We start from the raw sequence: 23,162 nt of genomic DNA on the forward strand, positions 1-23,162 counted from the left end.
ATCGCGCACACGGCGATGGTGATGGCCGCAGGTCTCGGCAAGCGCATGCGTCCGCTTACCGTCACAACGCCCAAGCCGCTGGTGCGCGTGGCGGGCAAGCCGCTGGTGGACCATGTGCTCGATCATCTGGGCGAGGCCGGCATGCGCCGCGTGATCGTCAACGTCCATTATCTCGCCGATGCACTCGAGGCGCATCTCAGGGCGCGTGAATGGCCGTTCGAACTGATGATCTCGGATGAGCGCGACCTGCTGCTCGAGACCGGCGGAGGTCTGGTCAAGGCGCTGCCGATGATCGAGGAAGATCCGTTCTTCTGTCTGAACAGCGACAATATCTGGCTCGAAAGTGCCCGTTCCTGTTTTGACGAGCTGCGCGCCGCCTGGGATGACAGCCAGATGGACGCGCTGCTGCTGGTGGTGCCGCACAGCCGCGCCAACAACTATTCGGGCGTGGGCGATTTCCATCTCGACCAGATGGGCCGTATCCGCCGCCGCAAGCCGGGCTATGTCGCGCCCTATATCTATACCGGCATCCAGCTGCTGTCGCGCCGCCTGCTGGTCGATCCGCCTTCGGGCGCCTTTTCCACCAACATCCTGTGGAACCGCGCGATGGAGCAGGGGCGGCTCTTCGGCATTTCGCATATGGGCCAATGGTTCGATGTCGGTACTCCCTCCGCGATCCCGCCCACGGCAGAGGCGCTGCTGAATGCCTGAAGCCCGCCAGCCTGCGGTCTATGCCATCGGGGCGCAGCGCGGGTTTGCGGACGTTCTGGCGAGCGGTCTGCTCAAGCGCTTTGGCGGCGACCCGCTGGGGCTGGCGCGGACGACACTGCTGATCCCCAACCACCGTGCCGGGCGGGCGATTACCGAAGCTTTGGTACGCCATGCGGCGGACGGCCTGCTGTTGCCGCGCATGGTGCTGATCGGCGATATCGACCTTGATGAGAGCCTGGGCGCGCTGCTCGACCCGTTGGGTGACGGGGCTGAGGTACCGCCAGCCGTCGATCCGCTGGAACGCCGCTTTCGGCTCGCGGCACTGATCGCGCGCGAAGGGGCAGGGCGGGCAGGCGCGCACGACCCGGCAGAGGCGCTGCGGCTGGCCTGCGAATATGCCCGCGTGCTCGATCAGCTGCAGATCGAAGAAAAGACGCTGGACGATCTCGACAGCATCGATGTCGAGGCCGATCTGGCCGAACATTGGGCTGAGGCGCGCGATCTGTTCCTGTGGGTCGGGCGCGCCTGGGCGGCAGACCTGATCGCCATGGGCCGCATCGACCCTGCCGACCGCCGCAACCGGCTGCTCGACAAGGCGGCGCAGCGTTGGCGCGAACAGCCGCCGCAGACACCGATCATTGCCGCAGGGATCACCACCGCCGCGCCTGCCATCGCGCGGCTGCTGCGCAATATTGCCGATCTGCCGCAAGGCATGGTGGTGCTGCCGGGGCTCGACCTGGAGATGGACGAGCTGCTCTGGACGGCGATCGGCCATCCGGTGACCACCCCGCCTGCGCTGGGCAGCGAGCCTGTCGAAAAGCCGGCGGTCACCCATCCGCAATATCACCTCAAGCAGCTGCTCCATGCGATGAGCGTCTCACGCGCCGAGGTGCAGCCGTGGCAGGCGGAACCCAGGACTGGTCCGGCGGCGGATCGCGCCCGTTTGCTGCGCAGCATTTTCCTGCCCGCACGGCTCAGCGATCGCTGGGTGACGTTGGAGGCCGCCGACCGGCGCACCAGGGGAATCCGGATCGTCGAGGCGGAAAATCCGGACGAAGAGGCCCAGGCCATCGCGCTGATGGTGCGCCAGGCGCTCGACGAGCCCGCGCGCCGCGTCGCCATCGTCACGCCCGACCGGTCGCTGGCCGCACGGGTGATCGCGCATCTGAAGCGGTGGGAGATCGACGCCGATGACAGCGCCGGGGAGGCGCTGCCGGTTACACCGCCGGGGCGGTTCCTGCTCGCGGTCGCGCAATGCCTGGCCGATGATTTCGCGCCGGTGGCCTTGCTCGATCTGTTCAAGCACCCGCTTGCCCAGCCAGGCGAGGCCAGGCTGGCCTGGCTCGACGAGGTGCGCCAGCTTGACCGTCGGCTTCGCGGCCCGCGCCCTGCACCTGGGCTGCGTGGCATCGACATTGCCATCGGCAACCGCCCGTTGCGCGAATGGTGGGCTGCCGCCAAGGCGTTGCTCGCGCCCATCGGCGCCTGGCCGCGCGATCCGCAGCCCTTGTCGAAGACCGTGGCCGCCATTGCTGCTGCGGCTGATGCGCTCAGCAACCAGGCGGTCTGGACCGGGCTGGCAGGGCGCTGCGCCTCCGATCTGGTGCAGCAGTTGCTGGCGCGCACCGATGCGCACGACCCGCTGGTCACACCATCGCAGGCAGCCACTATCCTGTCGCGACTGATGCGCGAAAAGGCGGTGCGTCCGCCTTATGGCAAGCATCCGCGCGTCGCGATCTATGGCCTGCTGGAAGCGCGCCTGCAAAGCGCCGACCTGGTCATCTGTGCGGGGTTGAACGAGGGCGTCTGGCCGCAGATTCCCTCGCCCGATCCGTGGCTGGCACCGATGGTGCGCACCGCCTTGGGCCTGCCGCCGCTCGAAATGCGCGTCGGGCTGGCCGCGCAGGACCTGGCCGGGGCGCTGGCCTCGGCCGACGTGGTGCTGACCCGGGCCCGGCGCGATGGCAGCGCGCCGACCGTCGCCTCGCGCTTTCTGCTCCGCCTGCAGGCGGTCGCGCCCGATCGGCACATGGAGGATATGGATGCGCTGGCGCTGGCGCGCAGGCTCGACCGGCGTCTGCCGCCCCAAAGGATCGACAAGCCCGCGCCAAGGCCGAGCGCGGAGCAGCGGGTGAAGCGGCTGTCGGTGACCGAACTCGACCGGCTGCGCGCAGACCCCTTTGCCTTTTACGCCAAGCGCATCCTGGGCCTGCCCGCCCTCGACCCGGTCGATGCCGAACCGAGCGCGGCATGGCGGGGAACGCTGGTCCACGAAATCCTGGAACTGTGGCACCGCGACGACGCGCTCGATCCTGCATTGCTGGTGCCGCGCGCCAATCGCTTCCTGGAGGCGGCGAACGTGCATCCGCTGATCAAGGCCTTGTGGCGGCCCCGGCTGGTTGCTGCGCTTGAATGGATTGCCGAGCAGACCGAGACGCTTGCTGGCGAGGGACGCAAGATGATCGACGCCGAACGGGCCGGCACCTTCATGATCGGCGAGGTCGAGATTCGCGGCAAGGCGGACAGGATCGACCGCATGCCCGACGGAACGCTGGCGATTGTCGACTACAAGACCGGCAAGCCGCCCAGCGCGCGGCAGGTGGAGGCGGGGTTCGCGCTGCAGCTCGGCCTGCTGGGGATGATGGCGGAACGTGGCGGCTTTGTCGCCGAAGGGGACCAGCCCGCGATTGGCGGCAAGGCGAGCGGCTTCGAATACTGGTCGCTCACCCGCAGCAAGTCGGGCGATTTCGGCTATGTCGACAGCCCCGTGGGCCGCAAGGGCCGCGAACTGACCGCCGACAATATGCTTCCGACCGCAGAGAAATTCCTGCGTGAGGCGCTCGACACCTGGATCCTGGGCCATGCGCCGTTCGAGGCCAAGCTGGTGCCCGATCAGGCAACCTATACCGAATATGACCAGCTGATGCGGCTCGCCGAATGGTATGGGCGGCAGGGGAGCGGCCGATGAGTGGTGGTTCCGGCCTTCCCCTGCTGCAGGGCGACCAGGCGCTGGCGGTCTCGCCGGCCGATCAGGTGTGGCTCAGCGCCTCGGCGGGCACCGGCAAGACGCAGGTGCTGACCTCGCGCGTCTACCGCCTTTTGCTCGAACCCGGGGTCAACCCCGATGCGATCCTGTGCCTGACCTTCACCAAGGCTGGCGCGAGCGAGATGGCGAACCGCATCAATGCGCAGCTCGCCGCCTGGGTGCGGATGAGCGACACCGCGCTGGGTGCGGACCTTGCCAATATCGGCGCGCCGGTGGATGCGGACACGCTGATCCGCGCGCGCCGCCTGTTCGCGCGCGTCCTCGATGCGCCGCAGGGCGGCCTGCGCATCCAGACGATCCACAGCTTTTGCCAGTCGCTGCTCGCAAGCTTTCCCGAAGAGGCGGGGCTGGCCCCTGGCTTCAAGCCGATGGAGGATCGCGATCGTATCCAGCTGGCGCGCGACACGCTGGGCGCCATGCTGATCGAGGCAGCGCAGCGCGGCGATGCGAGGCTGTCCGACAATCTCGAAGCCCTGAGCCTCAAGCTGGGGGCGGAGGCCACAGAAAGCTTCCTGATGCGCTGCGCCGCGCGGCCCGATGCGATGGACGCGCTGACCGGCGACATCCGCCCCTATATCAACGCGGCCCTGGGGCTGAAGCGCGACGAGGACGGCAGCGGCCTTGCAGCGATGTGCAGCGATGCGGTGTTCGACATTCCCAATCTGGAAGCGCTGCAGGACAGCAATGTCCGCTGGGGGACGAAGACGGGCATGGAGGTCGCCGGCAAGATTCAGGCCTGGCTCGACATGGATGCCGCGGCGCGGCTGGAAAATCTGGATCTTGTCTGGCTCGCGGTTGCCAAGGCCGATGGCGACCCGCGCAAATGGGAAAGCTTTTCGGCCAAGGTAGACCCCGATTATTTCGACAAGGCGGAGAGCCTGTACAGTGACCTGAAGGCGTTGAAGGACCATGCCGCGCTGGTCGCGTTCTCGGGCGAGTTTTCCCGCGCGCTGGAGGTCGGCCGCGATTTTGCCTGGCGCTTTGCCGAGGCGAAACGTCAGGCCGGCCTGCTCGATTTCGACGACCTGATCCGCGCGGCTGCAAACCTTCTATCGGGCCGGACGATGGCGCAGTGGATCGCCTTCAAGCTCGACCAGCGCTTCGACCATGTGCTGGTCGATGAGGCGCAGGATACCAACCCCAGCCAATGGGCGATCGTGCGCGGCCTGATCGACGATTATTTCACCGGGCTGGGCAGCAAGGCCGATCGCTTTCGCACATTGTTCACGGTCGGCGATTTCAAGCAGGCGATCTTCGGCTTCCAGGGCACCAGCCCGCAATATTATGCCGCCGCGCGCGTGCGCATCGGTCAGCAGGCTCTGGATTCCGGCCAGCCATTTCTTGATCTCAGCCTCGATCGCAGCTTCCGTTCGACCCAGCCGGTGCTCGACATGGTCGATGCCGTGCTCGACCGGCTGGGCCCGCAGGCGCTCGGCATCATGGACGATGTCCTGCCCCTGCATGAAGGGCGCAAGGGGCCGGGCATGGTCGAACTGTGGCGTCCGGTGGGCGAGGGGATCGAGGATGCCGATGAGGGCGGCGAGGGCGAGGATGCCGAAGAATGGCTGTCGGGTGCGGACCGCAGGTTTGCCGAACAGCTCGCCGATCGCATCGCCGGCTGGCTGAACCCGCAATCGTCGCACCGGCTGTGGCTGGAGCGGCGGTCCGATGGTCAGCCCGGCTGGGCCGGCGCGGGCGATATCATGGTGCTGCTGCGCCGCCGCGGTGACCTCGCTTCGCTGATTGTCGCGCGGCTATATGCCGCAGGCGTGCCGGTGGCGGGGATCGACCGGTTGCGCCTGGGCCAGCCGCTTGCGGTGCAGGATCTGATCGCGGCGATCCGCTTTGCGCTGCAGCCGCTCGATGATCTGACCTGCGCCGCCCTGCTGGTCTCGCCGCTGGGTGGCTGGACGCAGGAAGAGTTGCTGCAATACGGTTATCGCCCGGAAAAGCGATCGTTGTGGCCGCATCTGCGGGACCTGGCCGAGAGCGATCCGGCGCTGGGCGCAAGGCTTGCGCCGCTTTATGCGCTGCTGGTGATGGCGGACTTCGGTACGGCCTATGATTTTCTGGAACAGGTGCTGACAGGGCCGGTGCAGGGCCGCGCCAGGCTGGTGGCGCGGTTGGGCGAAGAGGCGCTTGATCCGATTGCCGAACTGCTCGCGCTGGCGCAGAAATTTGCCGCCAGCCATGATGGCGGGCTGCAGGCGTTTCTCCACTGGTTCGATGCCGGCGACGAAGAGATCAAGCGCGAGCTGGCCGGGCAGAGCGACATGGTGCGCGTGATGACGGTGCACGGCTCCAAGGGCCTGCAGGCCCCGATAGTCATTCTCGCCGATGCCTGTGTCGATCCGACGCGCAAGGTGGATTCGAGCTTCGACTGGCCGGTCGAGATCGTCGGCCGCGATGCACAGATTACCCTGCCGGTCTATTCGCTCCCCAAGGCGCAGCGCATCGGCCCGCTCGCCGAGGCGCATGATGCCGCGCGCGAAGCGGACATGCAGGAGCACTGGCGGCTGCTCTATGTCGCGATGACCCGCGCGGCGGAGCGGCTCTATGTCGGTGGCACCCTGGGCAAACGGGCAAAAGAGCCGCCCGCTGAAAGCTGGTATGCGGCCATCGAGGCAAGCTTTGCGGACAAGGGTTGCGACTGGATCGATGCGGGTGAAGGCGCATGCCGCCGTTTCGGGACCGCCGCCGCGCCGGTGCCACGTGCAGACCCGGTGATTGCGGACACGCCGCCACAGGCGGAGGCGCTGCCAGACTGGGCGCTCACCCCGGCCGCGCCCGAGCAGCGCCCGCCGATCCCGCTCGCGCCATCGTCGCTGGGCAAGGACGATGTGGCGAGCCCGCCGCTGACCGGACCCGATCGCGAGCGTGCGGCGAAGCGCGGTCTGATCATGCACAGCCTGTTCGAACGGCTCCCGGCGCTGGCGCCCGAGCAGCGGCGAGAGGCGGCGCGGCGCTGGCTGGCGCGACAGCATGACATCGAGGATGCAGCCGAGGCCGATGCGATCATCGATCCGGTGTGCGCGGTGATCGATCACCCGCAATTTGCCGATGTCTTCCAGGAAGGAGCGCTGGCCGAAGCGCCGATTGCCGCAGTGGTGGGTCCGAACGTTGTGTCGGGTACGGTTGATCGGCTGCTGGTCCAGGAAGACCGCGTGCTGGTAGTCGATTTCAAGACCGGTCGCCGCCCGCCCCGATCGATCGATCAGCTGCCCGTCGCGCATGTCCGGCAGATGGCCGCCTATGTCGCGGCGCTGCGCCTGATCTTTCCGGGCCGGTTTGTGCAGGCCGGGCTGCTTTATACCGCTGCACCGCAGCTTTTCCTGTTGCCCGACGACCTGCTGGCAGCGACGAAGCTGGATTGAATCACCCCATATGAATAGTTGGCCTGCCCCGGCTTGAGCCGCGCCGCGCCAACGCTTACATGCAGGGTCAAGTTACGAACAAGGAGTTTTCCCATGGCAACCACTGCAGTCAGCGACGCGAGCTTCGAAGCCGATGTCCTGAAGTCCGACAAGCCCGTTCTGGTCGATTTCTGGGCCGAATGGTGCGGCCCGTGCAAGATGATCGGCCCCGCTCTTGAAGAGATCAGCGACGAGCTGGCCGACAAGGTCACCATCGCCAAGATCAATATCGACGACAACCCCGATGCCCCCGCGAAATACGGCGTGCGTGGCATTCCCACGATGATCCTGTTCGACAAGGGCCAGATCGTCGAAACCAAGGTCGGCGCAGCCCCCAAGAGCGCGCTGAAGAGCTGGCTGGAAGGCGCGCTTCCGGCCTGAGCCGTCAGATGATGATCGCCGCTGCCTTATCCCACATCGCTGGGCTGGCGGCGGCGAGCATGCCCTTGCGCTGGTCGCCGGGGCGATAGGGCGATCCGTCCAGCCGCGCGGCCTTGCCGCCTGCTTCCAGGGTGAACAGCACGCCCGCGGCATGGTCCCAGGGCAATGTGCGCTCGAACAGCGTCACGTCATTCTGCCCCAGCACCAGCCGGGGATATTGCTCTGCTGCACAGCGCGGAATATCCACCATCGTGAATCGGCCATCGATCGCCGCCGTCAGCGCAGCGCGGCGGTCGTCGGGGATGAACATCGTCGAGATCGCGGCAATCGGCAGTGCTGCGCCGCTTTCGCGCGCCATCACCTGCTGCTCGTTGATATACGCGCCGCCGCCAAGCAGGGCGTGGCACATGCGGTCGGCTAGCGGGTCGTAGAGCCAGCCTGCTACCGTTTCGCCTCCCTCGACCAGCGCGATGATGATGCCGAACGGCGGGTGGCCATGGGCGAAATTGTGCGTGCCATCGATGGGATCGATGATCCACGCGGTGCTGTCGTTGACGCGCTCGATCAGCGCCGGGTCAGCGGCTACGGCTTCCTCGCCGACGATGCTGGCATGCGGCAGGATCGCCGCCAGTCCTGCGCTCAATCGCCTTTCGCTCTCCTTGTCGGCGACGGTGACCAGGTCGCCGGGCGATTTCTCGTCGATCTGGTGCTGCGCGAGGTCCTGATAGTGATGCAGCACCACTTCGCGGGCGACGGTGCGGATCAGGTCGGAAACGGGAGCGTGGAGCGGATGCATCATGTCAGCGGGATCATCACATTGTCGGCATAGCCGGGGCGGGCGGTCATCCGCTCGTACCAGTCCCGCAGGTGCGGAAAATCGGGGCGCGGCATGGCCAGAGTAAACCACGTATGAACGTAGGTGCCCATCGGAATATCCGCTATGCCGAAGCTGTCGCCGGTAATCCACGGCTGCTGGGCCAGCAGGGCGTCGAGCATGGCCATCATCCTGGCCGTTGCATCGGAACCCTTGGCGATGACCGCCGGATCGTGCCGTTCGACCGGCTGGCGCACCAGCATCAGAAAGACATCGCGCTGGGCATCGGCAAAGCCGAACTGCCAGTCCATCCACTTGTCCGCCGCAGCGCGCTCGCGCGGATCGGCGGGCCAAAGGTGCGGAGCATGAGCGTGCGCCAGATACCGCAGGATCGCATTCGATTCCCAAAGCACCAGGCCGTTGTCCTCGATGGTCGGGATCAGCGCATTGGGATTGAGCGCCAGATAGGCCTCATCCATGCCGAATTTCCCGCCGACGTCATGGCGTATGTAATCGAGACCGATTTCTTCAGCCGCCCACACCACCTTCTTGACGTTGTGCGAGTTGAGGCGGCCCCAGATGGTCAGCATGCGGCTCAGCTCCGGTAATCGGCGTTGATCGAGATATAGCCATGGGTCAGGTCGCAGGTCCACACGGTGGCGCGGCCATCGCCTAGGCCCAGGTCAGCCTCGACCAGAATGTCGCTGCCCTTGAGATGGGCGGCGACCGGGGCCTCGTCATAGCCGTTGACGACCTCGCCTTGCGCGGCGACCTCGACCCCGCCGAAGCGGATCGAGAGCAGGTCGCGCTCGGCGGGCTCGCCGGCCTTGCCGACCGCCATGACAACGCGGCCCCAATTGGCATCCTCGCCTGCGATCGCGGTCTTGACCAGCGGCGAATTGGCGATCGACAGCGCGATGTGATGCGCGCTCTCGTCGGATACCGCGCCGGTCACCCGCACTTCGATGAACTTGCTCGCGCCTTCGCCATCGCGCACCACCAGATGCGCCAGCTGGCGGCACAGATCGGTGAGCGCGGCGGCAAATGCGTCCGCGCCGGGGCTGTCCATATTGTCTAGCCGCGCATGCCCGGCTTGGCCGGTGGCAAAGGCCAGCACCGTGTCGCTGGTCGAGGTGTCGCTATCGACGGTGATGCAGCTGAAGGTGCGCCGGTTGGCGGCGCCGAGCATCTCCTGCAACAGCGCCGGAGCAATGGCGGCATCGGTGAAGATATAGCCGAGCATCGTTGCCATGTCGGGCGCGATCATCCCCGAGCCCTTGATCACGCCGATGAGCTGGACCTTGGTATCGCCGATCATCGCGCTGGTCGTGGCGGCCTTGGGGAAGGTGTCGGTGGTGCCGATGGCGTCGGTCAGCGCGCGCCAGTCGCAAGGTTCGGCGCTGAACGCGGCCTCCAGCCCTGCCCGCGCCTTGTCCTGCGGCAGGGGGACGCCGATCACGCCGGTGGCCGAGACGAAAATCTCCTCCGCTGCGCAGCCGAGGCGGGCCGATGCAGCTTCGACCAGCAGTTGCACCGCCGCGCGGCCCTTGCCGCCGGTGAAAGCATTGGAATTGCCGGCGCTGACGATCAGCGCGCGCGCCTGACCCTGGGGCAGGGCGGCGCGGCACCATTCAACCTCGGGCGAGGGGCATTTGCTCGTCGTGGTCACGCCTGCAACGCTCGTCCCGGCGACCAGCTCGACAAAGCTCAGGTCACAGCGGTCCCAATCCTTGTAGTGCGCGCGCGCCACGCGCGGCGTGACGCCGGCAATCGCGGGCAGTGCGGGGAAGGGAAGCGCAAGTGGGGAAACCGGGTGAGTCATGTTGCCGTCCAGACCATCAGAAAGACTGGATGCGGCCCTAATCGCTATCTGGCCAAGCGCAAGCTCTTTGCCAGCGTATCGCCGCCAATGCTGATGGGATCCAATGCTGTCCGGAAATTCTGGTGCGGGCGGTCGGACTCGAACCGACACTCCTTGCGGAACCGGATTTTGAGTCCGGCGCGTCTACCATTTCACCACGCCCGCGCAGCAGCGGCAGCCTATAGCGCCTTGCCCGCGTCAGGCAAGGCGCAAAAGCCGCCGCTCGATCAGATGATCACAGCTTGAAATCGCGGGCGATCGCCTTCTTGGTGGCATCGCCATAAGGCGGCAGGAAACCGCCCAGCTTGGCGACATCGATGCGCGGCTGGCTGTAGATGGACTTGGCATGGCTGAAGGTGCGGAAGCCGTCGAGCCCGTGATAATTGCCCATGCCCGAGGGTCCGACGCCGCCGAACGGCAGGTCTTCCATCGCGACGTGGAAGATCGTGTCGTTCAGGGTCACGCCGCCCGAAATGGTGCGGTCGGTGACCTTCTTTGCCTCGTCCTGGTTTTCGCCGAAATAATAGAGCGCCAGCGGACGGTCGCGGCCGTTAACGAAATCGATCGCCTCGTCGACGGTCGCATAGGTCTTGACCGGCAGGATCGGGCCGAAGATTTCGTCCTGCATCACCTTCATGTCGTCGGTGACGTTGCGCAGGATGTGCAGCGGCATCTTGCGGCTGTTGGCGGACTTGAAATCCTCGCCCGCCGGATTGACCTCGATCACCTCTGCGCCCTTTTCCCGGGCATCGTCGAGATATCCGGTCAGCCGCTGGTGGTGCCGCTCGTTCACGACGGCGGTATAGTCGTCGTTGGTCAGCAGCGTGGGGTAGAGCGTGGCGGCGGATTGCTGGATATTCTCGATGATCTCGCGCTCATCCTCGCGCGGGACATAGAGATAGTCGGGCGCGATGCAGATCTGCCCGGCGTTGAGCATCTTGCCCATGGTGATCCGCTGCGCTGCCTTGGCCTTGTCTGCGCCGCGCCCGACAATCGCGGGCGACTTGCCGCCCAGTTCCAGCGTGATCGGCACCAGGTTCTTGGCAGCTGCGCGCATGATGTGATGGCCGACGCTGGTAGCGCCGGTGAACAGCAGGTGGTTGAACGGCAGCTCGGAAAAGGCCTGGCCGACCTCGGGCCCGCCGGTGAAGAATGCGACCTCGCTCGCGTCGAAATAGCGCGGCCCCAGCTCGGCGAGCAGGTTCGAGGTGTTCTCGGTATATTCGCTGTTCTTGATCATCACCCGGTTGCCCGCAGCGAGCGCGCCGATGGCAGGCGTGAGGCACAGCTGGATAGGGAAGTTCCACGGCGCAATGACGCCGACCACGCCCAGCGGCTGATATTCGACACGCGCGCGCGCACCCAGCAGGCCCAGCGGGAACTGCACGGAGCGCTTTTCAGGCTTGGCCCAATCGTCCATGTGCTTGAGCGCATGACGCGCGCAGTTGAGCACCGCAACGATATCAGTCATCTTCGACTGGTCGGCGCTGCGATGGCCGAAGTCCTCGCTCATCGCGGCCACCAGCGCATCGCCATTGTCGTGCACCAGCTTCATCATGCGGCGGATGCGGTCCTTGCGCGCCGCCATCGGCACCGGCAGTTCGGCGAGGAATGCCTTTTTCTGCCGCTCCAGAATTTCTTCAAGCTGATCCGCCTTGAGCGGTGCGTCTGCCAAAGTCGCCATTCATCGTCTCCCGGTTATATGTTTAACACGAGCCATATCGCGATAGGTTGCGAATTGAAATGCCATTTGCCCGGTTACCGGGCGGGATGGGGTTATTTGGGCGGGGTAAGCTTCAGCAACCGGCCCTGCGAACCGCGTGCGCCATCTTCCAGCAGCCAGATTGCGCCATCGGGGCCCTGTTCGACCTCGCGAATGCGGCCTTCCATCGTCCAGTTGTCGGCCTTTTCCGCCTTGTCGCCGTCCAGCTTGACGCGGACCAGCGCCTGGGCACCGAGCGCGCCGAGAAATGCGCTGCCCTTCCAGGCGGGGAACAGGTTGCCCGAATAGATCATCAGGCTGCCCGGCGAGATGGCCGGGTTCCAGAACGCCTTGGGCGGCTCGAAGCCATCGCCGGGGGCATGGTCGGGAATGTCGCGGCCGTCGTAATGATTGCCATTCGATACCTTGGGATAGCCGTAATTGGTGCCGCGCTTGACCAGGTTCAGCTCGTCACCGCCCTGCGGCCCCATCTCGCTGTTCCACAGGTTGCCGGCGCTGTCGAAGGCCAGACCCAGCGGGTTGCGATGGCCATAGGACCAGATCTGCGCCTTGATGCGGCCCTGGTCGTACATCGGATTGTCCGACGGAATGCCGCCGCTGGGCGTCAGGCGCACGATCTTGCCCAGATTCTGGTCGAGGTCCTGCGCGGGATCGAACTTCTGCCGCTCGCCGGACGAGATATACATCATGCCATCGGGGCCGAAGGCGATGCGGTGGCCGTAATGGCCCTTGCCTGCAACCTTGGGCTCCTGCCGCCAGATCACCTGCATGTCCTTGAGCGAGGCGGCACCATCATCGGCCATGACCAGCTTGGCGCGCGCCACGGCTGCACCGCTGGTATCGCCTTCGCCCTTTTCGGCAAAGCTCAGGTACACATAGCCGTCATTGACGAAATCGGGCGAGATCACGACATCGCCCAATCCGCCCTGGCCGCCATAGGCGACGTCGGGCGTGCCGCTGACATCGACCGCGCTGGTCTTGCCGTCGGTGGCAAAGGTGACAAGCTTCAGCTTGCCCTTTTTCTCCGTCACCAGCGCACGGCCATCGGGCAGGAAGGTCATCGCCCAGGGCTCGTCGAACTGCGTCACCACGGCGGTGTCGAACGGCACGGTATCGATCGGCGAGATCGCGGCGACGGCATCGCTTTCCTCTCCGCTGGCCACGGCCTTGTCGCTGCTGTTGCAGGCGATCAGGGCGAGCGGCAGGGCTGCGCAAAGGGTCAGTCGGTGCATCCGTGTAACTCCGTTCATCATGGGTTCGATCATCGCTATCCGGGGGGAGATTGCAAACGATTCGGCCGCGTTTTCAATGCGGCAATTTTCAATGGGGGCCACCTCTTGCGGTCGCAAGGGGCTTGCGGCACAGACGCTTCATGACGTCCGCCGGTTCCATGCCCATGATCGATAGCGCAGCGCTCGAAGCGGGCGTCGACGAGGCGGGCAGGGGGCCGCTGGCAGGGCCGGTGGTGGCCGCTGCCGTCATCCTGTGCCCGGACGGAATTCCCGGGCTCGCCGACAGCAAGACGCTGAGCTTTGCCAGGCGCGAGAAGCTGGAGGCGGAAATCCGTGCCCGCTGCGTGTTCGGTATCGGCATGGCGAATGTCGAGGAGATCGACAGCATCAACATCCTGCAGGCAACGATGCTGGCGATGACCCGCGCGGTCGATACGCTGGTCAGCGCCCTGGGAGAGGTTCCGGGCGAGGTGCTGGTCGACGGCAACCGCCTGCCGCGCTGGGGCTATCGGGCGCGGGCGATCGTCAAGGGCGATGCGCTGCATCCGTGCATCTCTGCCGCGTCGATCCTGGCCAAGCAGGAGCGCGACCGGATGATGCGCGCGGCCGCGGCCGACCACCCGCAATATGGCTGGGACCGAAACATGGGCTATGGCACGGCCGAGCACCTTGCGGCATTGCGTCAGCATGGCCCGACGCCGCATCACCGCCGCAGCTTCGCCCCGGTGGCGCAGGCCTGTCTTCTCTGACCTCAAAAAAAATTGCTGCCCGAGTCTTCGCGGCAACACCACCAGTGGTTGAGTCTCGCCTGGTTAACGGGACTCAACATGTGGATTTGGACTCATTGTGTTCCGCATGGGCAATGACCCGTTAACCATTTGAACACCCGGATTCCCTAGGGTTTTGGCCTTGACCGATGGTCGCCAAGGACTCATTCAGGGCCCTGTTCCGAGGGTTTGCGGGGGGTACAATATGGTTCAGATCGGCGAAATGATGGCACCTGTGGCGCGCAAGGCCAAGGCGCCGCCGCGTGTGCGCGTGTCGCCGCGCCCGGCACTGCCGCTCAACCAGATCCTGAAGGGCGACTGTATCGAAGAGATGCGCCGCCTGCCGACGGGCTCGGTCGACATGATCTTTGCCGATCCGCCGTACAACCTGCAGCTGGGCGGCGATCTCTATCGCCCCGAGGGCAGCCGCGTCGATGCGGTCGACAATGACTGGGACAAGTTCGACACCTTTGCCGCCTATGACCGCTTCACCCGTGAATGGATGACCGAGGCGCGCCGCATCCTCAAGCCCGATGGCTCGCTCTGGGTGATCGGCAGCTATCACAATATCTTCCGCTGCGGCGCGACGCTGCAGGATCTGGGCTTCTGGATCCTCAATGACATCGTCTGGCGCAAGGCCAACCCGATGCCCAATTTCCGCGGCACGCGCTTCACCAATGCGCACGAGACGCTGATCTGGGCGTCGCGCGACGAGAAGTCGAAATACACGTTCAACTATCGCGCGATGAAGACGCTCAACGACGAGCTGCAGATGCGCTCCGACTGGGTGCTGCCGATCTGCGGCGGCCAGGAGCGGCTGAAGCGCGGCGGCACCAAGGCGCACCCGACGCAGAAGCCCGAGGCCTTGCTCTATCGCATCCTGCTCGCCTGCACCAATCCGGGCGATGTCGTTCTCGACCCGTTCTTCGGTACCGGCACCACCGGTGCGGTCGCCAAGCGTCTGGGCCGCGACTGGATCGGCTGCGAGCGCGATCCCATCTATTGCGAAGTCGCCGAAGAGCGCATCGCCGCCGCGCTGCCGCTCGATGAATCGGGCTTGAAGACGATGCAGTCGCCCAAGAGCCAGCCGCGCGTCGCCTTCGGCACTTTGGTCGAGACAGGCTATGTCCCCGTCGGCACCGTGGTGTGTGACAAGGCGCGCAAGCACCGCGCCACGATCCGCGCCGATGGCTCGCTGCTCTCGGGCGAGCATAGCGGTTCGATCCACAAGGTTGGCGCGCTGCTGCAGAACGCGCCGTCGTGCAACGGCTGGACCTGGTGGCATATCGAGACCGATGACGGCCTCAAGCCACTCGACAGCCTGCGCCAGACCTATCTGCTTGCCACCGAGCCGTGATGAGCGCCGCGCGCGTCTATGTGCGCCCCGTGGGTCTGGCGGAAAGCCCGCAGACCTTCGACGGGGCGACGATCCGGCTGGGGCACAGCCTGGTCTGGTGCCATCTGGTCGCGCTGGAAAGCTATGAGGGCGGCAGGCTGGTCGCACGGCAGATCGTGCCGGTAGATCGCGTTGCCGAGGCGCTGAACGCGCTGCCGTCCGATCAGGCCGAGCGTGCGCAGGCCCAGTTCGCCAACCTGTCGCGCGCGCATCCGTCGCTGCAACTGGGCGAGCGCGTGCTGCGCTTTGATCAGCCGCAGGTGATGGGTATCTTGAACGTCACGCCGGACAGCTTTTCCGATGGCGGGCGGTTCACCGATGATCCCGCAGGGGTGCGCGACGCCGGTTTCGCGATGCTGACCGCAGGCGCTTCGCTGATCGATATCGGCGGCGAATCCACCCGGCCCGACGCGCCGGTGGTGTGGGAGGGCGACGAGATTGCTCGCGTGGTGCCCGCGATCCAGGCGCTGGCGCACAGCGGCGCGATCCTTTCGGTCGATACCCGCAAGGCCGCCGTCATGGAGGCAGCGCTGGAGGCGGGCGCGCATATCGTCAATGACGTCTCGGCGCTGCTCTACGATGATCGCGCTCTCGATGTCGTCGTGCGGTCTGGCTACCCGGTGGTGCTGATGCACGCGCCGTCGCAGGGGGCGAACCCGCATGCGGGGGGCGGCTACGGCCATGTCGTCACGGATGTCTTCGACTGGCTGGAGGCGCGCGTTGCCGCCGTGGTCGCGGCAGGCGTGGCGCGCGAGAAGGTGATCGTCGATCCGGGCATCGGCTTCGGCAAGTCGCTCGCCGACAATCTGGCGCTGATCAATGCGCTGCCTTTGTTCCACGCACTCGGCCAGCCGATCCTGTTCGGCGCGAGCCGCAAGCGGATGATCGGCGCGTTGTCGAACGAGGCCCCGGTCGATGCGCGGCTCGGCGGATCGGTCGCGCTGGCGATGAGCGCCATCGGCAGCGGCGCACAGATCGTCCGCGTCCATGACGTCCCCGAAACCGTTCAGGCCGCCCGCGTCTGGCGCGGCCTGCGCGATGCCGCCTTGACGGTGCCGGGTCTGGACTGACAGAGGGCTCGGGCATGACCAGCTTCGTCCTCTCCATCGCCATGCTGACCGCCATCGCGCTGATCTTCGGCGCGATCGCTCTGTTCCGCCGCGGCCAGCGCAAGCAGCCCGCTTTGATGCTGGTGCTCGCGGTGGTGATGATCGCGAATGTCGTGATCTGGTCGATGCCGACGAAGAGCGGGCAATCGCTGGCGGAGACGGAAACGCCCAAGTAAATTAGGTCCGCTCTCTGCCCTTCAGGGGAGAGATGCGAAGGCTTATCAGCAACGCTGATTAGCCGCAGCTGAGAGGGGGCAGCGCGATGCGCATTCCCCCCTCCCAACCCTCCCCCCTAAAGGGGAGAGGGCTTCACCGGCCCGCCCCGATACGCACCACCAGAACTCCCCTCCCTGCAAGGGAGGGGCAGGGGGTGGGTGAGCGCGCGCAGCGCGCCAGCAACGGTGGACCCAGACGCCGACCCACCCCTAACCCCTCCCTTGCAGGGAGGGGAACGCGCATCACTCAACCTTCAATTCAAGCGGCCCCAAAGCATCCCCGCTCATCCTGAGCCGCGGGCGTCAGCCCGCGAAGTCGAAGGACCCGCGCCCACCCTGGCCATATAGCGGGGCCTTCGACAAGCTCAGGCTGAGCGGAGGGGAGCAGTCACCGAGGTTCGCCACAAAAAAGCCCCGGACATCGCTGCCCGGGGCTTCTGTATTCGCTTAGCTCAGCACCAGCTCATTCCACATCGAACCGGTCGGCGTTCATGACCTTCACCCAGGCGGCGATGAAGTCCTGCACGAACTTCAGCTCGTTGCCGCGTTCGGCATAGACTTCGGACACCGCGCGCAATTGCGAGTTGGAGCCGAAGACGAGGTCGGTGCGCGTGGCGTGCCAGCGGGTTTCGCCGGTGGCGCGGTCCCAGCCGACGAACTCTTCGTCGCCGCTCTCGTCGACGGTCTTCCAGGCCGTGCGCATGTCGAGCAGGTTGACGAAGAAGTCGTTGGTCAGCAGGCCCGGACGATCGGTGAGCATGCCCTTGCTGCTGTTGCCGGCATTGGCACCCAGCACGCGCAGGCCCGCCACCAGAACTGCCAATTGCGGGATCGACAGGCCGAGCAGATGCGCGCGGTCGAGCATGATCTCCTCGGTCTTCACGGTCTGCCGGGTGGCAAGATAGTTGCGAAAGGCATCGGCGCGCGGTTCGAGCGGCTCGAAGCTCTCGGCGTCGGTCTGCTCATCGCTTGCATCGCCGCGTCCGCAGAGGAACGGCACCGAGACATCGAAACCGGCGTCACGCGCCGCCTTTTCGACCGCCGCGCTGCCCGCCAGCACGATGGCATCGGCGACCGACAGTTCGCCGCGCAGCTCCTCGATCTTCGCCAGGACCGTCGCCAGTTCCGCCGGATCGTTCACCGCCCAGTCCTTTTGCGGGGCCAGGCGGACACGCGCGCCATTCGCGCCACCGCGATGGTCGCTGCGGCGATAGGTTGAGGCCGACGCCCAGGCCGCCTTGATGAGCGCGCTCATCGGCAGGCCGCTCGCCAGGATCGCCGTCTTGAACGCTTCGACCGCCGCGTCGGAAGGCGTGGAGCCCGCCGGAACAGGGTCCTGCCAGATCAGGTCTTCAGCCGGCACTTCGGGGCCAAGATAACGGACCTTGGGCCCCATGTCGCGATGGGTCAGCTTGAACCAGGCACGGGCAAAGGCATCGTCGAGCGCCGCCTGATCGTCGCGGAAGCGTTCGGAAATCTTGCGATAGTCCGGGTCCATCTTCAGCGCCATGTCGGCGGTGGTCATCATCGTCGGCACCTTCTTCGAAGGATCGCGCGCGTCGGGCGCCATGTCTTCCGGGTCCGGGTTGATCGGCTGCCACTGCTGCGCACCCGCCGGGCTGCGGACGAGCTCATAGTCGTACTTGAACAGTAGGCGGAAATAGTCGCCGCCCCATTGCGTGGGGTTGGGCGTCCAGGCGCCTTCGATGCCCGACGTCGTGATATGGCCGCGCTCGATCTGCTCAGCATCGGTCGCCCAGCCAAAGCCCATCAGCTGCATTGCCTCGGATTCGGGCGCGCCGCTCAGCTGATCGGCGGGCACCGCACCGTGCGCCTTGCCGAAGGCGTGACCACCAGCGGTCAGCGCGACGGTTTCCTCGTCGTTCATCGCCATGCGATCGAAGGTGATGCGCATGTCGCGCGCCGACTGCAGCGGATCGGGCACGCCGCCCGGACCTTCGGGATTGACGTAGATGAGGCCCATCTGGATCGCGGCCAGCGGGGCTTCGAGCTCCCATCCCTTGTCGGGCTGGATGCGGGTTTCCGCGCCGGTATCGACCCAGGCTTCCTCGGTGCCCCAATAGACGTCGCGCTCGGGCTCGAACACATCGGCACGGCCGCCGCCAAAGCCGAACACCGGGCCGCCCATCGATTCGATCGCGACATTGCCGGTGAGGATGAACAAGTCGGCCCAGCTGATATGCTTTCCGTATTTCTGCTTGATCGGCCACAACAGGCGGCGTGCCTTGTCGAGATTGCCGTTATCGGGCCAGCTGTTGAGCGGGGCAAAGCGCTGCTGCCCGCTGCTCGATCCGCCACGCCCGTCGGCGGTGCGATAGGTGCCCGCGCTGTGCCAGGCCATGCGGATGAAGAAGGGGCCGTAATGGCCGTAATCGGCGGGCCACCAGGGCTGTGAGTCGGTCATCAGCGCGGTCAGGTCGGCCTTCAGCGCCGCATAATCGAGCTGCTTGAAGCTTTCCGCATAATCATAATCCGGCCCCATCGGGTCGGGCGAGGTGCCGTTCTGCGTCAGGATGTCGAGTTGCAGGGCATCAGGCCACCAATCGCGGTTGGTCCGCCCGAGCAGCGCGCGAACGCCGCCGTCCTTGCCCGAAAACGGGCAATTGCCGCCCATGCCGCCGTTCTTGCCTACGCTACCCGTCTTCATGTCCATGGCGTTTCTCCTTCATCAATCGAATGACGCTAACATAGGAAAGTTCCATGACAGGATGAAACGATCAAACTGGGTCAGTTCAATCGACCTGGTCGATTAAGTCGCGTTTGTACAAAAGCTGTCCGGCTGTAACATACACGCGGATCGACGCAGCGCCGAACCCAGAGATCATGGGTTCGGGCGGCTTGCAGATGACGTTATAGATAAATGGTCGGGGAGAGAGGATTCGAACCTCCGGCCCCTGCCTCCCGAAGACAGTGCTCTACCAGGCTGAGCTACTCCCCGACCCAGACTTCATGGTGCCTTGCGGCGCCTGGGAGGCAGGGGCGTGCCTATAGCCACGGGTTTCGCAGACTGCAAGCGGCCTTTTGAGCTTTTCTTTGGGGGGCGGCGGTGACGGCGGGCGGGGCGCCATGCTAGGCACCATGTCATGGATAGCGCATTGCAGAGTCGCGCGCCCGATGCGGCAGCGCAGGATCATTTCGAATGGCAGTATCTGGACCTGATGCGGCAGGTCTGGACCCGCGGGCATGAACGTTCGGACCGCACCGGCGTGGGCACGCGTTCGCTGTTCGGGGCGAACATGCGCTTCGACCTTGCGGACAATGCCATCCCGTTGCTGACCACCAAGCGAGTCTATTGGAAGGCCGCAGCGCGCGAGATGCTGTGGTTCCTCACCGGAGAGACCAATATCCGTCCGCTGGTGGAGCAGGGAGTGCATATCTGGACCGACTGGCCGCTCGACAGCTATCGCAAGGCCACGGGCGAGGCGATCGATCGCGATGCGTTCGAGGCGCGAATCATCGCTGATGCCGCTTTTGCCGAACGCTGGGGTGATCTGGGGCCGGTCTATGGCAAGCAATGGGTCAACTGGCCGGTTTACGAACCGGCAGGCGAGGGGCTGTTCCGCCAGCGCGAGCAGGGGATCAACCAGATTGCCGAGCTGGTCGAAAGCCTGCGCCACAATCGCGGGTCGCGCCGCCATATCTTCGAAGGCTGGAATGTCGCCGAGCTCGACCAGATGGCGCTGCCGCCGTGCCACAAGACCTATCAGTTCTTTGTCGCCCACGGAAAGCTGACCGGCCTGCTCTACCAGCGGTCGTGCGATCTGGCGCTGGGCGTGCCGTTCAACATCTTTTCCGCCGCGCTGATCACCCGCATGCTGGCGCAGCAATGCGATCTGGAGCCGGGCGAGCTGATCTGGAACGGCGGCGACGTGCACCTTTACCTCAACCATCAGGAACTGGTCGAAACCCAGCTGGCCCGAACCCCCGCGGGCGCGCCCAGGCTGGATATCGTGCGTCGCCCGGACAGCATTTTCGACTATCGGATCGAGGATTTCGAGGTGCGCGATTATGCCCCCCAGGCGCATATCGCAGCGCCGGTCGCGGTGTGAAGGGCAGCACTATTGACCTATCGAGAATCTTGAAATAATATGTCTCGACAGTGCAATTAGTCGAAAGGCCATCAAGAGCCCTCCCGGCGCGTTGCACGCCAGCCCGAGAGGATATTTGATGGCCGAAGGTCCAGCCCGCACGAACCTGCAGCCGCTAGCACTGCACGTTCCAGAGCCTCGCTCGCGCCCTGGCGATCCGGTCGATTTCAGCGATGTCGTTGTCCCGGCTGCAGGCAGCATAGCGCGTCCTGACGAGGCGGTTTCTCCGCACGATATGCGCGATCTGGCCTTTGGGCTGGTGCGCGTGCTTGATGATGAACACAAGGCGGTCGGGCCCTGGGACCCGCGGCTTTCATCCGAAACGCTGCTCAAGCTGCTGCGTACCATGGCGCTGACGCGCGCGTTCGACGAGCGGCTGTATCGGGCGCAGCGCCAGGGCAAGACCAGTTTCTACATGAAGTGCACTGGCGAGGAAGCGACGTCGGTATCCGCCGCTGCCGCGATGCAGGGCGATGACATGGTCTTTCCCAGCTATCGCCAGCAGGGCATCCTGATGTGGCGCGGCTATCCGCTGGTCGAGATGGTCAACCAGATCTATTCGAACGCGGGCGATAAGCTGAAGGGCCGTCAGCTGCCGATCATGTATTCGGTGCCCGAACTGAGCTTCTTCACCATTTCGGGCAATCTCACCACGCAATATCCGCAGGCCGTGGGCTGGGCGATGGCGAGCGCGATCAAGGGAGACACGCGCATCGCCAGCTGCTGGTGCGGCGAGGGTTCGACGGCAGAAGGGGACTTCCACAGCGCGATGACCTTTGCCTCGGTCTACAACGCGCCGGTCATCCTCAATGTCGTCAACAACCAATGGGCGATCTCGAGCTTTTCGGGCTTTGCCGGCGCCGAGCGGACCACCTTTGCCGCGCGCGCTTTGGGCTATGGCATTGCCGGCTTGCGCGTCGACGGCAATGATGCGCTGGCGGTCTATGCCGCGACCCGCTGGGCCGCCGAGCGCGCGCGCGCCAACAAGGGCCCGACGCTGATCGAGCATTTCACCTATCGCGCCGAAGGGCACAGCACCTCGGACGATCCGTCCGCCTATCGCAGCGCGCAGGAAAGCGCCGAATGGCCGCTGGGCGATCCGATCCACCGGCTGAAGCAGCATTGCATTGGTCTGGGCATCTGGGACGACGCGCGCCATGCCGCGATGGACCTGGAACTCGCCGAGATGGTCAAGGCCGCGACCAAGGAGGCCGAGAAGAACGGCGTGCTGGGTCATGGCATGCACCAGCCGTTCGAGACGATGTTCGAGGATGTGTTCGAGGAACTGCCCTGGCATCTGCAGGAACAGATGGCGCAGGCGCTGGAAGAAAGGGCCGCAAAATGGCCGAAGTGATGACGGCGGACAGCGACATCCGCACGATGAACATGATCGAGGCGATCAACAGCGCGCTCGACGTGATGATGGAACGCGACGGCAATGTCGTGGTGATGGGCGAAGACGTGGGCTATTTCGGTGGCGTTTTCCGCTGCACCGCGGGCCTGCAGAAGAAATACGGCAAGACGCGCGTGTTCGACACGCCGATCAGCGAGTGCGGCATTGTCGGCGTCGCGGTGGGGATGGGCGCCTATGGCCTGCGTCCGGTGCCCGAAATCCAGTTTGCAGACTATATCTATCCCGGCATCGACCAGCTGATCTCTGAAGCGGCGCGGCTTCGCTATCGGTCGGCGGGCGAATATATTGCGCCGATCACGGTGCGCTCGCCCTTCGGCGGCGGCATTTTCGGCGGTCAGACGCACAGCCAGAGCCCCGAAAGCCTGTTTACCCATGTCGCGGGTCTCAAGACGGTGATCCCTTCAACGCCCTATGACGCCAAGGGCCTGCTGATCTCGGCGATCGAGGACAATGACCCGGTCATCTTCTTCGAGCCCAAGCGCATCTATAACGGCCCGTTCAGCGGCTATTATGATCGCCCGGTCGAACCCTGGTCCAAGCATGCGGCCTCGTCGGTGCCGACTGGCCATTATCGCATCCCGCTGGGCAAGGCGAATGTCGTGCGCGAAGGCGAGGGGCTGACCATCCTGGCCTATGGCACGATGGTGCATGTCGCGCTGGCCGTGGTCGAGGCGAACAAAGTCGATGCCGAAGTCATCGATCTGCGCACGCTGCTGCCACTCGACATCGAGACGATCGAGGCGTCGGTGAAGAAGACCGGGCGCTGCCTGATCGTGCACGAGGCGACGCGGACCAGCGGCTTTGGTGCCGAGCTTTCCGCATTGGTGCAGGAACGCTGCTTCTATCACCTCGAAGCGCCGGTCGAGCGCGTCACCGGCTTTGACACGCCCTATCCGCACAGCCTGGAATGGGCATATTTCCCTGGCCCGATCCGCATCGGTCGCGCCATTGCCAAGATCATGAAGGACTGA

Annotated in this window: 17 protein-coding genes and 2 tRNA genes; 11 read left to right on the forward strand and 8 right to left on the reverse strand. The window is 65.3% G+C overall.

Features of this window, described 5'->3' with window-relative positions; translation table 11 throughout:
* The first annotated feature begins 15 nt into the window (after nucleotides 1-15).
* The 4 genes from OU999_03285 to trxA all read left to right on the forward strand — a co-directional run bounded on the left by OU999_03285 (nucleotide 16) and on the right by trxA (nucleotide 7,551).
* On the forward strand, nucleotides 16-711 hold the full coding sequence (locus OU999_03285) for a nucleotidyltransferase family protein (GenBank protein WAC25335.1): 696 nt from the start codon (nucleotides 16-18) through the stop codon (nucleotides 709-711).
* On the forward strand, nucleotides 704-3,679 hold the full coding sequence (locus OU999_03290; GenBank protein WAC24233.1) for a PD-(D/E)XK nuclease family protein: 2,976 nt from the start codon (nucleotides 704-706) through the stop codon (nucleotides 3,677-3,679). Before OU999_03285 ends, OU999_03290 begins: the two co-directional genes overlap by 8 nt.
* On the forward strand, nucleotides 3,676-7,131 hold the full coding sequence (addA, locus tag OU999_03295; GenBank protein WAC24234.1) for a double-strand break repair helicase AddA: 3,456 nt from the start codon (nucleotides 3,676-3,678) through the stop codon (nucleotides 7,129-7,131). The genes OU999_03290 and addA overlap by 4 nt, the downstream gene beginning before the upstream one ends.
* A 93-nt stretch (nucleotides 7,132-7,224) precedes the next feature.
* Complete coding sequence (gene trxA / locus OU999_03300) at nucleotides 7,225-7,551, forward strand: thioredoxin (protein ID WAC24235.1); 327 nt, start codon at nucleotides 7,225-7,227, stop codon at nucleotides 7,549-7,551.
* A gap of 4 nt (nucleotides 7,552-7,555) precedes the next feature.
* On the opposite strand, the gene OU999_03305 is transcribed toward trxA, so the two are convergent.
* The 6 genes from OU999_03305 to OU999_03330 form a co-directional block, all read right to left on the reverse strand.
* Entirely contained in the window at nucleotides 7,556-8,350 is a 795-nt protein-coding gene (locus OU999_03305; protein ID WAC24236.1) for an inositol monophosphatase, read from the reverse strand.
* Nucleotides 8,347-8,955 (reverse strand): glutathione S-transferase family protein, encoded by a 609-nt coding sequence (locus OU999_03310; GenBank protein ID WAC24237.1) that lies wholly within the window; start codon nucleotides 8,953-8,955, stop codon nucleotides 8,347-8,349. The genes OU999_03305 and OU999_03310 overlap by 4 nt, the downstream gene beginning before the upstream one ends.
* A 5-nt stretch (nucleotides 8,956-8,960) precedes the next feature.
* A complete protein-coding gene (gene argJ / locus OU999_03315; GenBank protein WAC24238.1) occupies nucleotides 8,961-10,187 on the reverse strand; it encodes a bifunctional glutamate N-acetyltransferase/amino-acid acetyltransferase ArgJ in 1,227 nt (408 codons plus the stop codon).
* Nucleotides 10,188-10,307: 120 nt separating this feature from the next.
* Nucleotides 10,308-10,391: transfer RNA gene (locus OU999_03320), tRNA-Leu, on the reverse strand.
* Nucleotides 10,392-10,461: 70 nt separating this feature from the next.
* The gene (locus OU999_03325) at nucleotides 10,462-11,910 is read right to left on the reverse strand and encodes a coniferyl aldehyde dehydrogenase (GenBank protein WAC24239.1); all 1,449 of its coding nucleotides are present in this window, start codon (nucleotides 11,908-11,910) and stop codon (nucleotides 10,462-10,464) included.
* A gap of 92 nt (nucleotides 11,911-12,002) precedes the next feature.
* Complete coding sequence (locus tag OU999_03330) at nucleotides 12,003-13,181, reverse strand: PQQ-dependent sugar dehydrogenase (protein ID WAC24240.1); 1,179 nt, start codon at nucleotides 13,179-13,181, stop codon at nucleotides 12,003-12,005.
* Between the two features lie 158 nt (nucleotides 13,182-13,339).
* Between OU999_03330 and OU999_03335 the strand changes: the two genes are divergently transcribed.
* The 4 genes from OU999_03335 (at nucleotide 13,340) to OU999_03350 (ending at nucleotide 16,629) form a co-directional block, all read left to right on the forward strand.
* The gene (locus OU999_03335) at nucleotides 13,340-13,930 is read left to right on the forward strand and encodes a ribonuclease HII (protein ID WAC24241.1); all 591 of its coding nucleotides are present in this window, start codon (nucleotides 13,340-13,342) and stop codon (nucleotides 13,928-13,930) included.
* 349 nt (nucleotides 13,931-14,279) lie between these two features.
* Entirely contained in the window at nucleotides 14,280-15,305 is a 1,026-nt protein-coding gene (locus tag OU999_03340) for a site-specific DNA-methyltransferase (GenBank protein ID WAC25336.1), read from the forward strand.
* Complete coding sequence (gene folP / locus OU999_03345) at nucleotides 15,305-16,414, forward strand: dihydropteroate synthase (GenBank protein WAC24242.1); 1,110 nt, start codon at nucleotides 15,305-15,307, stop codon at nucleotides 16,412-16,414. The genes OU999_03340 and folP overlap by 1 nt, the downstream gene beginning before the upstream one ends.
* Before the next feature lie 14 nt (nucleotides 16,415-16,428).
* The gene (locus tag OU999_03350; GenBank protein ID WAC24243.1) at nucleotides 16,429-16,629 is read left to right on the forward strand and encodes a hypothetical protein; all 201 of its coding nucleotides are present in this window, start codon (nucleotides 16,429-16,431) and stop codon (nucleotides 16,627-16,629) included.
* Between the two features lie 502 nt (nucleotides 16,630-17,131).
* Here the strand turns inward: OU999_03350 and katG are convergent.
* Both katG and OU999_03360 read right to left on the reverse strand, forming a co-directional pair.
* A complete protein-coding gene (katG, locus tag OU999_03355; protein ID WAC24244.1) occupies nucleotides 17,132-19,342 on the reverse strand; it encodes a catalase/peroxidase HPI in 2,211 nt (736 codons plus the stop codon).
* 208 nt (nucleotides 19,343-19,550) lie between these two features.
* A tRNA-Pro gene (locus OU999_03360) sits at nucleotides 19,551-19,627 on the reverse strand.
* Nucleotides 19,628-19,772: 145 nt separating this feature from the next.
* On the opposite strand from OU999_03360, the gene thyA reads away from it, so the two are divergent.
* The 3 genes from thyA to OU999_03375 all read left to right on the forward strand — a co-directional run bounded on the left by thyA (nucleotide 19,773) and on the right by OU999_03375 (nucleotide 23,162).
* Entirely contained in the window at nucleotides 19,773-20,738 is a 966-nt protein-coding gene (gene thyA / locus OU999_03365; GenBank protein WAC24245.1) for a thymidylate synthase, read from the forward strand.
* A gap of 118 nt (nucleotides 20,739-20,856) precedes the next feature.
* Complete coding sequence (locus tag OU999_03370) at nucleotides 20,857-22,131, forward strand: 3-methyl-2-oxobutanoate dehydrogenase (2-methylpropanoyl-transferring) subunit alpha (protein ID WAC24246.1); 1,275 nt, start codon at nucleotides 20,857-20,859, stop codon at nucleotides 22,129-22,131.
* A gap of 26 nt (nucleotides 22,132-22,157) precedes the next feature.
* Nucleotides 22,158-23,162, forward strand: coding sequence for an alpha-ketoacid dehydrogenase subunit beta (locus tag OU999_03375; protein WAC25337.1), 1,005 nt, complete (start codon nucleotides 22,158-22,160; stop codon nucleotides 23,160-23,162).

This window comes from Blastomonas sp. SL216 (genome assembly GCA_026625625.1).
In the GTDB taxonomy this organism is placed as follows: domain Bacteria; phylum Pseudomonadota; class Alphaproteobacteria; order Sphingomonadales; family Sphingomonadaceae; genus Blastomonas.

Bases quoted from the DNA above. Each gene is read 5' to 3' on its own strand.
- OU999_03285 (WAC25335.1), top strand. From the start codon at position 16: ATGGTGATGGCCGCAGGTCTCGGCAAGCGCATGCGTCCGCTTACCGTC.
- OU999_03290 (WAC24233.1), top strand. From the start codon at position 704: ATGCCTGAAGCCCGCCAGCCTGCGGTCTATGCCATCGGGGCGCAGCGC.
- addA (WAC24234.1), top strand. From the start codon at position 3,676: ATGAGTGGTGGTTCCGGCCTTCCCCTGCTGCAGGGCGACCAGGCGCTG.
- trxA (WAC24235.1), top strand. From the start codon at position 7,225: ATGGCAACCACTGCAGTCAGCGACGCGAGCTTCGAAGCCGATGTCCTG.
- OU999_03305 (WAC24236.1), bottom strand. From the start codon at position 8,350: ATGATGCATCCGCTCCACGCTCCCGTTTCCGACCTGATCCGCACCGTC.
- OU999_03310 (WAC24237.1), bottom strand. From the start codon at position 8,955: ATGCTGACCATCTGGGGCCGCCTCAACTCGCACAACGTCAAGAAGGTG.
- argJ (WAC24238.1), bottom strand. From the start codon at position 10,187: ATGACTCACCCGGTTTCCCCACTTGCGCTTCCCTTCCCCGCACTGCCC.
- OU999_03325 (WAC24239.1), bottom strand. From the start codon at position 11,910: ATGGCGACTTTGGCAGACGCACCGCTCAAGGCGGATCAGCTTGAAGAA.
- OU999_03330 (WAC24240.1), bottom strand. From the start codon at position 13,181: ATGCACCGACTGACCCTTTGCGCAGCCCTGCCGCTCGCCCTGATCGCC.
- OU999_03335 (WAC24241.1), top strand. From the start codon at position 13,340: ATGCCCATGATCGATAGCGCAGCGCTCGAAGCGGGCGTCGACGAGGCG.
- OU999_03340 (WAC25336.1), top strand. From the start codon at position 14,280: ATGCGCCGCCTGCCGACGGGCTCGGTCGACATGATCTTTGCCGATCCG.
- folP (WAC24242.1), top strand. From the start codon at position 15,305: ATGAGCGCCGCGCGCGTCTATGTGCGCCCCGTGGGTCTGGCGGAAAGC.
- OU999_03350 (WAC24243.1), top strand. From the start codon at position 16,429: ATGACCAGCTTCGTCCTCTCCATCGCCATGCTGACCGCCATCGCGCTG.
- katG (WAC24244.1), bottom strand. From the start codon at position 19,342: ATGGACATGAAGACGGGTAGCGTAGGCAAGAACGGCGGCATGGGCGGC.
- thyA (WAC24245.1), top strand. From the start codon at position 19,773: ATGGATAGCGCATTGCAGAGTCGCGCGCCCGATGCGGCAGCGCAGGAT.
- OU999_03370 (WAC24246.1), top strand. From the start codon at position 20,857: ATGGCCGAAGGTCCAGCCCGCACGAACCTGCAGCCGCTAGCACTGCAC.
- OU999_03375 (WAC25337.1), top strand. From the start codon at position 22,158: ATGAACATGATCGAGGCGATCAACAGCGCGCTCGACGTGATGATGGAA.